Annotated in this window: 13 protein-coding genes; 2 read left to right on the top strand and 11 right to left on the bottom strand. The window is 41.3% G+C overall.

The window, feature by feature from the left end; translation table 11 throughout:
• Positions 1 to 20: 20 nt before the first annotated feature.
• The 5 genes from NR177_RS23000 to NR177_RS22980 all read right to left on the bottom strand — a co-directional run bounded on the left by NR177_RS23000 (position 21) and on the right by NR177_RS22980 (position 4947).
• Positions 21 to 911: a motility-associated protein gene (locus NR177_RS23000; RefSeq protein WP_256853748.1), complete on the bottom strand. Its 891-nt coding sequence runs from the start codon at positions 909 to 911 to the stop codon at positions 21 to 23.
• Positions 899 to 1369: a hypothetical protein gene (locus NR177_RS22995; RefSeq protein WP_256853747.1), complete on the bottom strand. Its 471-nt coding sequence runs from the start codon at positions 1367 to 1369 to the stop codon at positions 899 to 901. Before NR177_RS22995 ends, NR177_RS23000 begins: the two co-directional genes overlap by 13 nt.
• Before the next feature lie 680 nt (positions 1370 to 2049).
• The gene (locus tag NR177_RS22990) at positions 2050 to 2670 is read right to left on the bottom strand and encodes a protein phosphatase CheZ (protein ID WP_256853746.1); all 621 of its coding nucleotides are present in this window, start codon (positions 2668 to 2670) and stop codon (positions 2050 to 2052) included.
• A gap of 843 nt (positions 2671 to 3513) precedes the next feature.
• On the bottom strand, positions 3514 to 3759 hold the full coding sequence (locus NR177_RS22985; RefSeq protein ID WP_256853745.1) for a hypothetical protein: 246 nt from the start codon (positions 3757 to 3759) through the stop codon (positions 3514 to 3516).
• A gap of 249 nt (positions 3760 to 4008) precedes the next feature.
• A complete protein-coding gene (locus NR177_RS22980; RefSeq protein WP_256853744.1) occupies positions 4009 to 4947 on the bottom strand; it encodes a flagellin in 939 nt (312 codons plus the stop codon).
• 259 nt (positions 4948 to 5206) lie between these two features.
• On the opposite strand from NR177_RS22980, the gene NR177_RS22975 reads away from it, so the two are divergent.
• A complete protein-coding gene (locus tag NR177_RS22975) occupies positions 5207 to 5425 on the top strand; it encodes a hypothetical protein (protein ID WP_256853743.1) in 219 nt (72 codons plus the stop codon).
• Between the two features lie 158 nt (positions 5426 to 5583).
• Here the strand turns inward: NR177_RS22975 and NR177_RS22970 are convergent, their stop codons facing one another.
• Positions 5584 to 6465 carry a LysR family transcriptional regulator gene (locus NR177_RS22970; protein ID WP_256853742.1) on the bottom strand — a complete coding sequence of 294 codons (882 nt, stop codon included), beginning with the start codon at positions 6463 to 6465 and terminating at the stop codon, positions 5584 to 5586.
• Between the two features lie 1790 nt (positions 6466 to 8255).
• Here NR177_RS22970 and NR177_RS22965 point away from each other — a divergent pair.
• Positions 8256 to 9110, top strand: coding sequence for a tyrosine-type recombinase/integrase (locus NR177_RS22965; protein ID WP_256853757.1), 855 nt, complete (start codon positions 8256 to 8258; stop codon positions 9108 to 9110).
• A gap of 457 nt (positions 9111 to 9567) precedes the next feature.
• Here the strand turns inward: NR177_RS22965 and NR177_RS22960 are convergent, their stop codons facing one another.
• The 5 genes from NR177_RS22960 to NR177_RS22940 all read right to left on the bottom strand — a co-directional run bounded on the left by NR177_RS22960 (position 9568) and on the right by NR177_RS22940 (position 14338).
• A complete protein-coding gene (locus tag NR177_RS22960; protein ID WP_256853741.1) occupies positions 9568 to 9858 on the bottom strand; it encodes a hypothetical protein in 291 nt (96 codons plus the stop codon).
• Positions 9858 to 10031, bottom strand: coding sequence for a TGBp1 family protein (locus NR177_RS22955; RefSeq protein ID WP_256853740.1), 174 nt, complete (start codon positions 10029 to 10031; stop codon positions 9858 to 9860). Before NR177_RS22955 ends, NR177_RS22960 begins: the two co-directional genes overlap by 1 nt.
• A gap of 31 nt (positions 10032 to 10062) precedes the next feature.
• Positions 10063 to 10995: an ATP-dependent endonuclease gene (locus NR177_RS22950; RefSeq protein ID WP_256853739.1), complete on the bottom strand. Its 933-nt coding sequence runs from the start codon at positions 10993 to 10995 to the stop codon at positions 10063 to 10065.
• Between the two features lie 1148 nt (positions 10996 to 12143).
• On the bottom strand, positions 12144 to 13133 hold the full coding sequence (locus NR177_RS22945) for a ParB/RepB/Spo0J family partition protein (protein WP_256853738.1): 990 nt from the start codon (positions 13131 to 13133) through the stop codon (positions 12144 to 12146).
• The gene (locus tag NR177_RS22940; RefSeq protein WP_058708756.1) at positions 13130 to 14338 is read right to left on the bottom strand and encodes an AAA family ATPase; all 1209 of its coding nucleotides are present in this window, start codon (positions 14336 to 14338) and stop codon (positions 13130 to 13132) included. Before NR177_RS22940 ends, NR177_RS22945 begins: the two co-directional genes overlap by 4 nt.
• Positions 14339 to 14998: the final 660 nt, after the last annotated feature.

Raw genomic sequence — 14998 nt, 5'->3', positions numbered from 1 at the left:
TACAGACTCTCCTGAAATAACTAACCGTTAAGACTGCTCTCAATCCCATATCTTTCTAGATACTGAGACTGTCTAATTATACCTTCCATTTCTTCAAATGATGGTCTTTCGTCTGAATAAAAGGACTTACGACCAAACTCAACAGATATCTGAGGTGCATAGCCGCGCATGTCAGCAAGCATGACAAGTCTCACGCAGTGCATCAGCCTTAGGCTTCCTTCATATTCATGACGTAAACGAGTAGCAAGAGGTGCCAGAAAGCCATAAGATATTAAGATACCAAGCAGGGTTCCAACCATTGCCTGCGACACAAGTGTACTCAATTCATAAGTAGAATGGTCAATAGATCCTAAAGCGTGGATTACACCCAACACAGCAGCAATAATTCCGAAAGCTGGCATAGTATCAGCAAGACGAGTGATCCCATCTATAGGAAATGTGTACTCCTCCTCAAGTGCATCAGTTTCCATAATCATCATCATATCGATATCACGTTCATCTAGGTTACCCATTAGCCGGAGTCGGAGACAATCCGTAATACAGGTTATTAAGATCTTATGACTATATACACGAGGATATCGCTGGAAAAGGCCATTGTGTAGATGACTATTTTCAATATCAAGAGCAAGCATTCCCTCTTGACGCGCTCGAGTAAGAATAATAAGCAGTAACGACAGTAATTCAGCTGCAAGCTGAGGGTTGTTGTGGCTGCTACGGAGTGTCTCACACATAGCAAGCAGCATAGCCTTAAGATTATGGGCAGTATTACTGGCTAAGCAAGCTCCTATTGTGGCACCCATAAGGATAAGGAATTCAAAAGGCTGGAACAGTGCTGACAATGCCCCACCAGTTATTATATAACCCACTATAACGGCCACAAGGACCACAATGTATCCTATCATGACAGCCATAATAAAATCTCTCGTTTAAATTTTTGCCATACATCATTGCCAATATGCTTAATACTGACGGAGAAAAAAGTTAGAAAAACAATTGAAAATTTATTTAAAAAAATAATGTCAGAATATGTTATTCGAGTATCCTTCATCCGGAAAAAAATGTTTTCCGTGTACAACATAGGAGCTGTGCGAATCAAGGCCAATGGTTCAATATTAACAAAAATCTGTGAAAGCACTATTTGCTTTGCCATTGGTTCATCTTTTGGAGGACTGCCCGGAATAATAATCCAAAGATCAGCCTCATATTGCCATGCAGCAAGCATTAACTTTTTTTCATATATGATTTCGATAGATTCAACCCACTCAGGGGAAGAAACTTCGAATTTATAAAGAAAATCACCATCTGCAACAAAGCCCATATTCGCTAGTCCTCCACCTCTTTTCGAAAGTGCGTAGCAGAATGTTTCCATTAGTAACTCCTATAATTAAGGTCTCGATAGCAAGTCAATTTAAATGAGAGCATTCATAACAAAAAATTATTTATTTTAACCGCTATAGTATTTCTAAAAAATATTTTATTCTGCCAGAAAAAAAATAACAAAACGTTGTGAGTGAAAATTAAGAAAAAGCAATTTATTAAAAAACCTGCGATGCCTGGTGCCTCCCGGTGTTTCAGAAAAAGTCACAATCTGAAACGCTTCTGAGCAAGGCGACCAACCTAACTTACTAGTGACTTAGCCCCACCGCTTAGGGGGATACATCGCATTAAGAATATAATACACGAAAATTAATTATTTGGAACAAATCTAAAGCAAGATAAAACATAAATAGTTATGTCTAATTCAACCGATTATTTAATTAGAAATCAAAATAATAAAAATATAATCCACTTATCAATATAAACTATAAATATATAAGACACTCACATTAAAAATGTGTAAAGAAAATCAAAAAAATGATTTACTATGTTTTTTTAAAATTATATCTACTATCACAGCATTATTTACGTTCAAAAAAAATAAAAAAACGCAACAAAAATAATTTTTACATTAGCCAAAAAATATTTTTATATAAGGAAGGAAGTGACAAAGTAAAACAAAAAAGTCAGAGAAAAACGCTGAAGATAATGATAGAGAAAGTAATAAAAAAACTAAAATCCAATAGAGGAAAGAATATCATCCACATCATCTTGGTTACTTAAAGGCTTTAAATTTCCATTTTCTAATTGATGATTTAATTTACTTTCATTAGATAGAAGTTCTACATCACCTCTCAAAATCTGAATAAAATGCTGCTCCAGTTCAGTTAAAACTTTTGTCATTCTTCGAATAATCTGCTCTGTAATGTCATAAAAACCTTGGGACATCATTATTGATTGCAAGTGATGACGAGTAAGAGATGTATTTTCTGGAATTGTGATAAGGAAGTTTACAGTATCTAAAGCAAGTTTTTTTTCAAGCTCTTTATCAAGGTCGCCTTTATTCCATCCATCCCAACAAAGAGCAAGTTCTTTAGAACTATATGCGAGTTTATTTTGACATGGTTGAACAAGCTCAATACTGTTGAAAACATCCGTAACGGCATTTTCCGCAATAGAGATGACATAGGCAAGTCTTTCACGAGCATCAGGAATACTGCCGGCCACCTGCGTCAACGTTTCATCAAAACCTAACTCACGTAATGTTTCACGTAAATTACTTAAAATGAAACCTGCTTTAATGATTAGACTATGAAGGTCTTTTTCAGAACTTATATTATTAAAATTAGTCATTTCTATTTACCTTTTCAAAAAAATTTATGTAAAGAGAGATTATAAGAACCTGCCGGTTAAATTTAGAAAAAAAAAGCCCGCGGCCAAGCGGGCCAAACACAAACCAAAATGGTCGCACACCAACAGGGTTGAAATTTATCTTTAAGTTTATTTTAAAAAAACAACATAAAAATATAGTACCTCAAAAAAAAATATTAGCACGAAAATTTTTATTTTATATTTATATATATACAATAAAAAAATAAATATATACAAATTTAAAAATATATTGAAGATATTTACCTGTGATGTAAGATGTTATTGCGATCTGAATATCCCCTCGTTAGTTTCAAATGGCATTTTTTTTCTTAAATTCCCGCCCTGTGCGGTTTTTTTTAAGAAAAAATTAAATAACTAAGTTGAAAATTTGAGAGATGGTAGTGCGTTAAGTATTGAAGAAAAAAACCATGAAATGCAGAATGAAGAGGAATCACTAATGAAAATCATTATCAGTAGTCAAGCATTTATTAAATGGAAGCTAGGTGTCACGCTTGAAAATTATAACCAGTAACTTTTTTTAAATTTGATAGAAAAATCACAAAAAGTTAAGGCTAAATTTTCGGACTATTTTGCAATACATAATCAGAATTAATAGTTTTCTGGGTTACAAAGAAAAAATGTACAGTATAGAATCCATTGCTCTTATTTATACTGTAATTTCTAAAACTGAAAAGGCGGCACAAGGACGTGAGTTCATCATAGTTAATAGCGAAATTAACATTTATCGTAAGATAGTTTTTATTGAATAATGCATTATTAAATTGGGAAATGTTAGTTATAGTTATTTCTGACATTTAATCCTCCTTAGATTGCTTTATATTCACGTTTTAAATCCATACCCTCTTTTTGCATGACTCTGTAAAAGTTTAATAGCGCAAGAAGGACTTTACCGGTCACATGAAGGTCGGTAAAAATACTCTTATCTTCAGCCATAACAAAATCTTTAAAAACTTTATCATTAAATAATTGATCTAAATCTTGATATGCCTTTAATAAATGGAAGAAATTATTAAAGTATAAATCAGTGCTTTGATAACGCTCTTCTGTCAACTGCTTTAATAAAAAGTCTATTTGTTTTTTAAATCTTCTAACTTGGTGTATTTTTTTCCATTTTATGCATGAGCACTAATGTTAAAAATTGTTTAAAATGAGATTTGTAACAATACCGGGTGCCTCCCGGTGAATAAGACACAGTAATTCTTATTCGCATATAATGGCAGACTTTGAATACTGTTTGCCCCGCCGCATAGGGGGATTCATTGTTACAAGATTTTATTTTTTACTAAGTGTTTTTAAAAGTTATCTTAACAAAGACAACATGGTCTGAGGAACCTGATTAGCCTGGACTAAAACAGCGGTACCCGCCTGTTGAAGAATTTGACCACGAGACATATTAGAAACCTCTGTAGAATAATCAGCATCTTGAATACGACTGCGTGCAGCCGTTAAATTAGTTACTGTATTATTTAAATTGCTAATAGTCGACTCCAGTCGGTTCTGAGTGGCACCTAAAAGGCTTCTCTGGTTGTCAACAGCTCGGATTGCGGTATCAATATCAGCAAGCGGAGTGGTTCCACTTGCAGTGCCCGACGCACCACCTTTGACAGCGCCTTTGAGCACGTCAAATCCAATTGCTTCAGTAGTACGAGCAGTCCCGTTTACAGTCTGGCCAGATGTAGAGCTTGTATTAATGACTGTACCGGAAGACGATTGACCTGCAGCTGCTAAATCAAAATCATCGCTTGAGCCAAGTTTAATTTCAATTTGCTCTCCGTCTTTCGCACCAACTTGAAAACTATATGTAGTTCCTGATGAAGAACCTGTATTCAAAATTTTCAGACCGTTAAAATCGGTCTGTTTTGTGACACGATCAATTTCTTGCACACGCTGGTTTACTTCAGCCTGGATTGAATCAACATCCGAAGCAGAGTTTGAACCGTTTTGGGCCTGTACGGTTAAGTCACGGATACGCTGAAGGTTGTTGTTAACTTCAGAAAGTGCACCTTCAGCAGTTTGGGAAAGAGAGATCCCGTCATTAGCATTACGTGCAGCAACACTCAGTCCATTAATATTTGATGTAAATCTGTTTGCTATAGCCTCTCCTGCGGCATCATCTTTTGCACTATTGATGCGAAGACCTGATGACAAACGCGCGATAGCTGTTCCGAGAGCACTCTGAGAATTGCTCAGGTTGTTTTGAGTTACAAGTGACAGAATATTTGTATTGATAACGCCCATTTTGATATCCCATTAAGTTATACGTGAATTTTCACGTAATTTAATTATCGGCTTAAAATTAGAAACTTTAATTAGATTTAAAAATATATATTACCTTACATATGTAGAGTTTAAGGTAAGTTGTAGCGCAAAAATAATCATTCAAAAAATAAATAAAATAAACTTAAAAATAATATAAATAAATGAATAAAAGAATGCAATTATGTTTTACTTATGCAAAAATTTATTTTATTTTTACTTTTTTATGGATTATTAAATAATGAAAAATGGCTTATACCACTTATCTTATTCTATAAAAGATGATTTGAAAGGCGATTGCATTGGCGTATTTAATGATGGAAATCTTAACGGTGGTGGCGCAGATTTTTTTTGCCAAGGTGCTTTTTCGAAAAAAAATGCCATTATAAAGATAACTTTTTTTCTATTACTGCTCAAGTTGGCAGTCAAATACCGTGCAAGTATTTTTTCTTGGATTTAAAAATAACAGAGATAAAAAAGAATAATTTCTTTTCTTTAGAAGGGTGCATCTCAGGGAATTTTGAATCTAAAGTTACAATCAATCTTTATTTTTTAACGGAATAAATATTTTTTGCATTAGATATTATATTATTTTTTTAAAGCTTTTCAGTTAGAACATTAAGTAATGATGTGTTCTAAAACAGAAAATATGGTAGTGCTTATTTTTTTATAGATTTCTCGATTAGGATCGTTTTTTCTGAAAACAATATAGATTTTTCGTTTTATTTCTACATCTGAAAATGGGATGTAACTTATCGATTCATGCTGCTTCATTGCATATTCAGGCATTATTCCTATTCCCTTTTTTGATCTGATAGCCATTTTGACTATCTCTATTGAATTAAAAATCAAGTCCTGAGCATAGTCAGAATTACAATTTAACAACAATTTTTTCAGTGATGAATCATAAGGATTGTTATCCTGAGTTAAAAGAATCTTTCTGCTTCTTAACTCCGATAAAGAAACACTATCACGATTTAAAAAATCATCATCGGAATGAACAGCCAGGACATAACTATACTCACCAACTAAAATCTTATCGAAATCAATAATTTCCTCATCACAAGCTAGAAGTATGCAATTCATAACACCTGAATTAAGCTGACTTTTTAAGTTGTTTTTATTGACCTCATGGACATTTAGTTGTTCATTCACTACAGATGGTAAATAAAAAGAAATCTTATCATAAAAATAATAGGCAAGAGACGCACTAAGACCCAGATTTATAACCTTAGAAGTATTACCAACAGACTTTGCAATATCCTTGATAATATTCACGCTGATAAGTATGTTATGAGCATACTCAAGTATTTCTGCACCTTTTTTTGTAAGTGCCAAGGAACGTGTAGTCCGCTTAAAAAGAGATGCTCCTAGTTCTCGTTCCATACGCTGAATTGAATTGCTAATAGTAGGTTGAGTCGTATTACAATGTATCGCTGCCCTATTGAAGCTTCCTTCTTCTGCAAGAGCTACAAAGTATTCAATATCTCTTATATTCATTATAATCACTCTAGGTATTAAGTTAGAATTAAAACCGCTTTATTGATTATAAAAGGAATTTCATAAGTTTTTAACTTATTTATCTAAAATGCAACTTATCTTTTTTTTCTAGAAAAAGAAAGTATCTTTACACTATGAATACAATTTTTTCAGAAAATACACAAACACCAAAACACTTAATTATATCTGTTATGTAAATTGGTAATAAATAATTAACACATTGAATTAAAATAGTTTTTTTGTTTTTTTATAAAAAAATAAAATCGCATTTATTAGCATTTAAGTCAAATTATCATAAATTCGCTATTAGTAATTTTAATAATTAAAGGAAAAAATAAGTTTATTTTATAGCATTTAAAATGGCATTCTTTCAAACTAATTTTTCTTCAAGATTAATTAAATTTGTCATTTTTGGCCCTACACAGGATACTCGCTTAAAAAACATAAGCATCCTAAATGATTAATTTTTTTTCATTATATATTTTTATAAATTTTTTTATTTATTTAAATTCTTCCGTATGGATTTAATATAAGGCCTAATAGAACTATTTCTATATGTATTGTTATTTTTTAATGTACTGGAAAATCATCAAAGATTTATTATAATTTTTTATTTATTTTTTCTTTTTTTGCTCCCATGTTTTTGGGAAGATATAAAATTGTTCATACTGGCGTAATTAAAGAATTTCGGCTTTGATGTCATTAATGAGAAAATTAAAATCATTGCTAGCCCAGACGAAACATTTAAGCTACTAAATTCACACGCACATGATTCTCCAGATTATAACTTTCATTCCGTTGTGACTTTTTATAACCCCACTGAGAACTATGTGGCTCTCTTTAATGATTCTACTGCAGCTTATATTCTTGCTTTAAACTGGCGTGGTGATAATACTCGGGCTAAACATGCCATTAACATTCTCACAAGATATGCGAAAAGCTTCGTTCTGTAGATGGTACTCTCAAGAACAGCACGCTTGTCGCTAATTAATTCAGTCCCATGTTCTACTTATCACAATGAAAATGCTATCCAAAGCATCATTTCAGACAAGGGATCGAGTCAGATAAGTACGTTATGGGTGCTATTCTATGTTTTATGTACAAAAAATGCATCTCAGTATCGATGAAATATCAATCATAATGCTGCAAGATTGTTTACAACACGACGGATGTAATTATGATCCTATAGGAGGATGATAAATTTTGTTATGACAGTCTGTTTTTTTGTTGTAAATATAGGCAATTCAACTGCGATTCTCTGAAAGAGTTATTTATAAAAACTGAACCTCTTTTTTTACGCATTTTATTAAGTACGTTATCTTATAATGTCCGATATGACACCACCCATAAGGTTGTTATTTCATTTAAAATTATGTTCGAAATTTAAGGTTACCGACTTTACCTCCTGTTCGGGATTACAGATTTGAATCTGAATGAACTGATGGTCTGGCTATCTCCATTTTATGGATTCTATAAAACCTGATGAGTAAGTATACTTTCTATTACTTTTTGACCAGGTAATGGCACAAGAGTGCCTGGACGCCCCCACCCGTCCCAATTTTTTCATTTTCTCCTTTACCGGCAGAGGGTTAGCATCGCTGAATGTGCGCGAAACTGCGCCGGGGGCCTGCTTTTTATTTCCGGCCGACCAGGTTATTCTCCATATACGGGAGAAACGCCGAAAAACCGATCCCAGTAGGATCCGGCACGGATCGATTTATTCTCATCGAAAACTCTTTACAGATGCGCGAAAATACGTTCCGCACCCGCAGACAACGGAGATTAAAAGTTTGGGTACTTTGCCCCGCGAAATGACACAGATTTCACACAGCGACGCCAGTGGTCATCATGTGAACAATTCAGGCGCTGCACGCTATTTTGACTATGAAAGCGCGGTGGCGCTTCGAAACCTGGCAGCCGCCTACGGCACCGACATGCCGCGCTACCTGCTCGCCCCCGAGGTGGCCGTGCTGCTGTCAAAGGTGACCGATCTCCGCAAACGCCTGTTTATCGATACGCTGTGGAACACCGGCGGCCGGCTCAATGAAATACTGCCGCTGAGCAGGGGGGATTTTGTGCTGGACGACCCACTCACCGGTGCCCCGCTCGTCTCGCCGTTTGTGGTGCTCCGCACGCTAAAGCAGCGCAGGCTGCAAGAATCCGCCGGCAGCCGGTCCCGCCGCCGCGGGCGCCCTACTAAAGAAGAACAGCAGGCTGAGCTGGAGGCGCAGGCGGAGATACGGGATAATCCGCCGCGGGCCGTGCCGCTCACCGATCCGGCCTACGTCCAGCGGCTCAGGGAATGGTTTGCGACCGCGCAGCCCGCCGCCGGCGCACGGCTCTGGGATATCCGGAGCGAAGACACGGCCCGCAGCTGGATAAGTCAGGCGGTGGAGGCCGCAAAGCGTGACGGCGTCACGTTCTCCATCCGGCCGGTCACGCCCAAGACGTTCCGGGATTCGTTTGCGATGCACCTTGTCCAGCACCAGGTACCGCAGAAGGTCATTCAGACCCTGATGGGCCATAAGGATGCGAAGTCGACCGAATGGTATACGCGGGTCTTTGCGCTGGACGTGACGCGCCAGCTCGGCGTGCGGTTCACCATGGATGCCGGTGAGGCCGGTCGGCTGTTAATGCGGTTATGATCAGTGTCGGGCGATCCCTGCTGCCTGAATGACTGCAGAAGCATTTCCGGCACAGTGCAGACATCATTAAAGTTATCCAGGCCTTAACTGGCCCCCGGTTCATTGAAAAACGGCCGTAGCGGTGATGCTCACGGAGAAACAGTTTGATAATGCCGTCATCGGCGAAAAGCGCCGTCGCCTGCTCATGATCATTCACGGTTTCAATCCGGCTCTGAGGGGATATGTGTGCTTCGACAGGTATATGCAGCTCTGATGAGATAAACTCACATACTGTCTGTGAACAGCGCCACGTTTTGCTGAGGGTTTCCCCGTCTGGCAACATACCCACTTCTGTAAAACGGGTTTCCTGGCAGGTGATGTTATCGTGTAATGTGGCGTTGGTATTCCCGTCCCGGCCGGTGTCGAATGTGTGCTGACAGTAATCCCGGGTCAGCAATACGGAAATACCGGCGCTGCATTATTCAAGTAAAAAACTAACATCGTGACCGGCGAAGCCATGTACTTCATCGATCAACAGCACGTCAAAGTACCGTCCAAGCGGTGCGCGGATGTCTGCCATCATTTTCCTGTGCATCAGCAGCAGGGACAGACGCCGGTGACAGACTCGTTTGGCAGCCTCCTGAAAATGTTGCCGGTGCGAACGCGGTACCCTGAGTAAAGGAGCAGCAAAGCTCAGACCGCGGATCTGCATCTGATGCTGCAACAGAGGCCGGCAGCAGAAATCATGAAGAAACCCGAACCACGTCATCACACGATCCCGTCCGGAATGAAACCAAAACGCTGAATGACTCTGGCACGCAGATGCAGTGCGTTATTTCGTGTGTGCGTCAGGAGCAGGGCCCGACTGTCTTCACGCAGACTGTCTCTGAGAAGCGTGGTTTTACCCGAACCCTCAACCGCGAAGACTACGCGTTTATCCACGCAATCGCCTCTGATATATATGCAGGTACGGTCATCCGTGCTCCCTTCTCCAGAAGCCGAAAACATCCCAGGCTTTACTGGCGAGCATGTATTCCTGGACGCTAAGCCGACGGCGGGTGCCGGCGAAAACCCGTTCGCACCGCTCAGTATTATCGCGGTACACACAGATATCAAAGGTGGAGCGCGAAGCATCTTCATCCCCGTACACCTTCCTCTCCGGACTGGTCATATCGGCAAAGCGCTCAACACAGTTCCGTTGACAGTCGCCGTCATTGTCTCTCAGCGCAGCAACGCGGTTGCCCCGAATACGCGCCAGCTCAAGGTAGCAGCATAAACTTGTACCGCCGATAGCGACGATGTGCACCCCAGCGTCTTCTGGCGCTCTGCCCGTAAGATTGCGGTAAAACGCGTCGGTCAGAATGAATTCGGCATCCCCTTCAACCAGAATGCCCCGCCGCGCCAGCGCGAATTCAGGCACATTTATATCCGGGCCTTGATAAATAAACGTGCTGTATCTTCGGGGAGCTCCCGCAGAGCCACTGGCCGGCTCTCTCCCGGCAAAAAAGGCACTCCGGTGATCGGGGCGCGATGAGATATGACTGCTGTGCGTGGCCACAAAACGCTGCATCTGCCCTTCGGGTGCCAGCGTGTTCATGAGCTTTTTCAGGTTCATGACTGAGGTGATCCTCCGGTTCTTCCAACAAAAGGCATCAGGTTCTCTGTACTGTTCAGGCCGGCGCAGGGCAAACTCCATTTTCATGAAGCACAGCCCGCCTTTACCAAGATTGCGAACACAAATACCGTCTTCCTTAATATCAGGACTGGCTTCGGGACGTGATTGCAGGCCCGAACGGACGCCGAACTGGCAGGTTTCGAAACCCTTATTAATGTCGGTCAGCTGCTCTTCCTGACAAAGGTTTTTCTGCTGACGCGAGGTATTCTCCAGCCTGTATCTTTCAGCCACCGGAACGTTAACGCTGAAGAGCGTGCGGGTGTACTCCTGTGCAGGATGGTCGCTATCAATTCAGGCGCTGCCCTGCAGCACAGGATGAACATACCGGCTGAAGCCGGCACAGGGACGTCCTGAGAATTCATGAATTTCAAAGCATAATATTCAAACGGGAAATGTGTCGAACCCTGTTCCAGAATGTGCATCATCTCCTGATCATACTCATCCAGAAATGGCGCAATATGCATTCTCAGTCCATATTCATCTTTCTGCATAAGATTCAGCCGTCCATTCAGATTAAGATTACCTGTATCGCTGCGTAAAACGTCTGCGATGAGTCGGGGCACTGAATCGGCGCGACGTACACCGGCCTGAAAAGCCAGTGCAGCCTGACGGGAAATCAGTGATTCGACCCGGTGTCGGCTTACACTCAGGGCAGGATCCAGCGCAAGCAGAACCGGGCTTTTACCCCAATCAGCACGTTTTGCCACGCTGGTAACTCAGCTGTAGAAAGTGAAATGTCCTGAAGTCTCTTAGCATAAAATGAGTGATCACGGGTATCCTTTCTCCTGCAGACCTGTCAGAACGTTATTGTCAGGAACCGTCAGATCATCCGTAATCCGCTGAAAGTTAATCAGGCCAGACAGTTATTAAAACGCTTCTGTTGCATGCTTTTATCACTGGGGCTTTTACTCTGTACTTGGATGAACCGGGTTCAGTTCATATCGCCTTTCTTAATACACCTGATTGCAATAGTGTGATGCTCAGCCAGATTTGATATCAACGGTATAGGGCGGAAAGAGATAAAGGAATGAATGAGACGCTCACTTGTATTCTGGTCTGAAAGAGAAACCCCCGGAAGCGGGTGTTACAGCCTGTATGCCTTAAATCAGTGAGAATACCCGCTTCTTCAGCAACTCAGGCGAGCTGGGATAGTATCCACATCCTGATATACTTTTGCCTGATGATAATCCCGGCTCTCTGGTCACTAACAGAAAGCCGGCTTAACGTCGGCATTACTGGATAAAAAACGGCGGGAATTTCAGTCTGAAATAATTTTGAATTTTTCAATTAAATCAATTATTTAATTGATCATCATTCTGGGTAAACTTTATTGTTAATTCCTGATACTTTCTCACCGAGGCATCGTCAGCAGGGTCTGATCACTGGTCATTTACGGACTTAATCATCATGCGATCAATGACGCTCCGGACGGCGGCATCAAGCTCAGCCTGACAGGCCGCAGAAAGACGGGAAAATTCGTAAGTGACAAGACGTTTATCAGCATCGGTTTTTTTTCGGGCGAACTGCTTTTTATCAGTAAACTCCGCCAGCTTCTCTGTCACGATTTTTTTGCTGCCCGCAGCTTTGCGCGGTCCTTCGCTTTCAGCACGAAAATAGCTGATTATCCGGTTCTTATAAGCGGGCTCGGCAATATCTTGAGATGCATCCTCTTCCATCCGGCTACGAACGCAGTCGACTAAGGCGTCAGTGGTGATCTGTCTTGCCCTTGCTTTATCTGTCACCTCCAGCAGGGCCCGGTAGTCACTGATGGAAAGCTCGCTGTCAGAGGGAAAAACCGCAATGATTTCATCTGGCACAGCGGCAGCCTGAAAAGCCCGGGTTACCTTGGCGGCAGACAGCCCCTCTGCAGCGGCTATCTCTGACTGATTCATGTCTTCGGGGTACATAAGTCTGAGGCGTTTTCCGAGTTCACGCAGCGTATGCTCTTTTGCTGTCTGAATGTCCACGGCCAGTTGTCTGGCATCAGAGAGAGACAAGGCATCACGCGTCACCAGCACCTCAAATGCGGTTCCGTTGTAAATGCAGGCGGCACGACGTCGTGAACCATCCAGTATCTCAGTTCGACCATTAACCTCACGTCCGATGGCAGGAAAGAACTGCTGGAGCCGGATGGTCCGGGAAATATCACTGACCGATTCGCGTGTCAAAAATGCCTGGTCACGGCCGTTTACCGTGGCATCAACGAACGTCTGCGTTTCGATTTCGTCATGCAGTATCTTGGTCAGGATAAACCGGGCCTGAGCACCGGATTTGAGGGTGAACACCCGCTCGCTGTCTGACTCGTTCATCATTTTTGAAAAACTGGAATTACCCAGTTGTCGGCCCAACTTGACCATTTCCTTTTTCATTTCACACCTCTGATGAATTCAATCCTTTTAAACACGGCCTGAGTGAAACGCTCCGCCTCACGCTTCGCTTTCTTGAGCGCCTCTGCGCTTCCCGGATAGGAACTGGGATCGGCACTCACAATGGTGTCGAAGCTTTCGCCGCAGCGTTCAAACCCGTCAAGCCTCGGCAATGTCGCGTCAAGAATGTAAGAGGTAAAAACATCACGGGCAAGGCCGTGTGTCATTTCATGATCCCGCTTTGAGGTCATTTTCGACATGAAGCCAATATTTCCCTTTATCCGCGGCGTGATGCCCTCTTCCTCAAGCTGCTCAATCATTTCAGGCAGCCTAGTGAGGTACTTAAGGGTTGAGTGAAAATCGACCTGTGCGGGCGGTGTTGGCGTCAGCAGCAGATCACTCGCGGCGAGAGCATTCAACATAAAGGCGTCTAAGTGAGGACCAGTATCAATAAAGATGAAGTCGTAATCAGAACCGACACGATCAATAATCGTCCGGCGCAACACTTCAGAGGGAAGCCTGTCAGGCAAATGCTCTCTGACGAGATCATTCCACTGACTTGCAATAAAACCATCGTCAATAGAAGCAGGAATAACATCAACACCGGGGATAATGGTGGGTTTAATGATATCCTCTCTGAGCTGGCCAGCATCCAGATCGTTAAGCATTGCCTGTGCAGCTGTTTCCATTATGGAACCAATGCTGTTTTCCTGACTGAGAAACATGGTACTCGAGGCCTGAGGATCGAGATCAACAACCAGAATACGAAGATCGTGCTGAAGAAGATCCTGGTGAACCCGCAGGCCATGCGCAAGAGTCACAGTACTGACGGTTTTCGATACCCCGCCTTTCAGGTTCACAACAAAAATAACAAAAGGCCCATCCCCCGCGTGCACATCACGATATTTAGGCACTTTACGGTGAGCATAGATATCGACAACATCCTGGATGGTCAGGGCATAATGCCGGGTGTTACCGGCATCTTTTTTACCAAAAACATGTCCCTGCGATTCCATTTCTTCAATAGCTTGCTCAACGGCACGGCGGCTGAGTTTGGGAAGGTTAGCCACGGAATTGCGCGTGAACGTCTGATAGTACTGATCAAGACCAAACTCATTTCTTCTGACTGAAATATCGTCGCTCATGCTGCGCAGCATCGCGCTCGCTCTGCGGGCCGTCTCGTCCACGCCACCGTAATGACTTTTCATTTAACCGTTCCCTTGTCAATTTTGAAACTGATTGTACATCTGAAAAAAGTCAGATCAACTTATTTCGTTAAATCATAAAAAAGTTGTACAAACACAGAATATGCTTACTGACAGTTTTCTTTAGTCTGTCATTCAAAAGTTATCCATGTAATGCATAATTTTAAAACAGCCTTCATCAGTAAAATGCAAACTGACAAGCACCTACCCTTAGTTAATAATTAATTATATTACTGATTTTATTGATAATTACACTTATATTTCAGATTGAAATTCCCATATATCTTCTCTGCAACGCTCAGGTAAGCGGTATGCTGTCTCACTTATCAGCCCAGGATTCACAGGATTGAAGTCACGTTCATTTCATCACCTGTAATAAACGCCAAATGGTTGTCTCAGACAAAATTGTCGGTCACCACACGGCTCAGGTCTGATGAATTTGTGCAGGAAATACTATACGGCCGTAAATCTGCTTCAAAACCAAACGTGTCTTCTAATGCCTATTGGCTGCTTTCTTTAATCTCTGAGATAAAGATGTGTGCTGACGGGATACTGAATTCTCTTCCGGAAACATGTGCGCCGGAGGTGACCTGCTCCCCGTTGATTAATACACCGCGATGTTAGTAATGTCTTCATAAGCCACATGAGGACATCCCCATGAAG

The organism is Pantoea sp. Fr+CA_20 (assembly GCF_024520835.1).
GTDB classification, from domain to species: domain Bacteria; phylum Pseudomonadota; class Gammaproteobacteria; order Enterobacterales; family Enterobacteriaceae; genus Pantoea; species Pantoea allii.
Note: the sequence above shows the minus strand (reverse complement) of the source record. Positions and strands in the feature narration are given on the sequence as shown.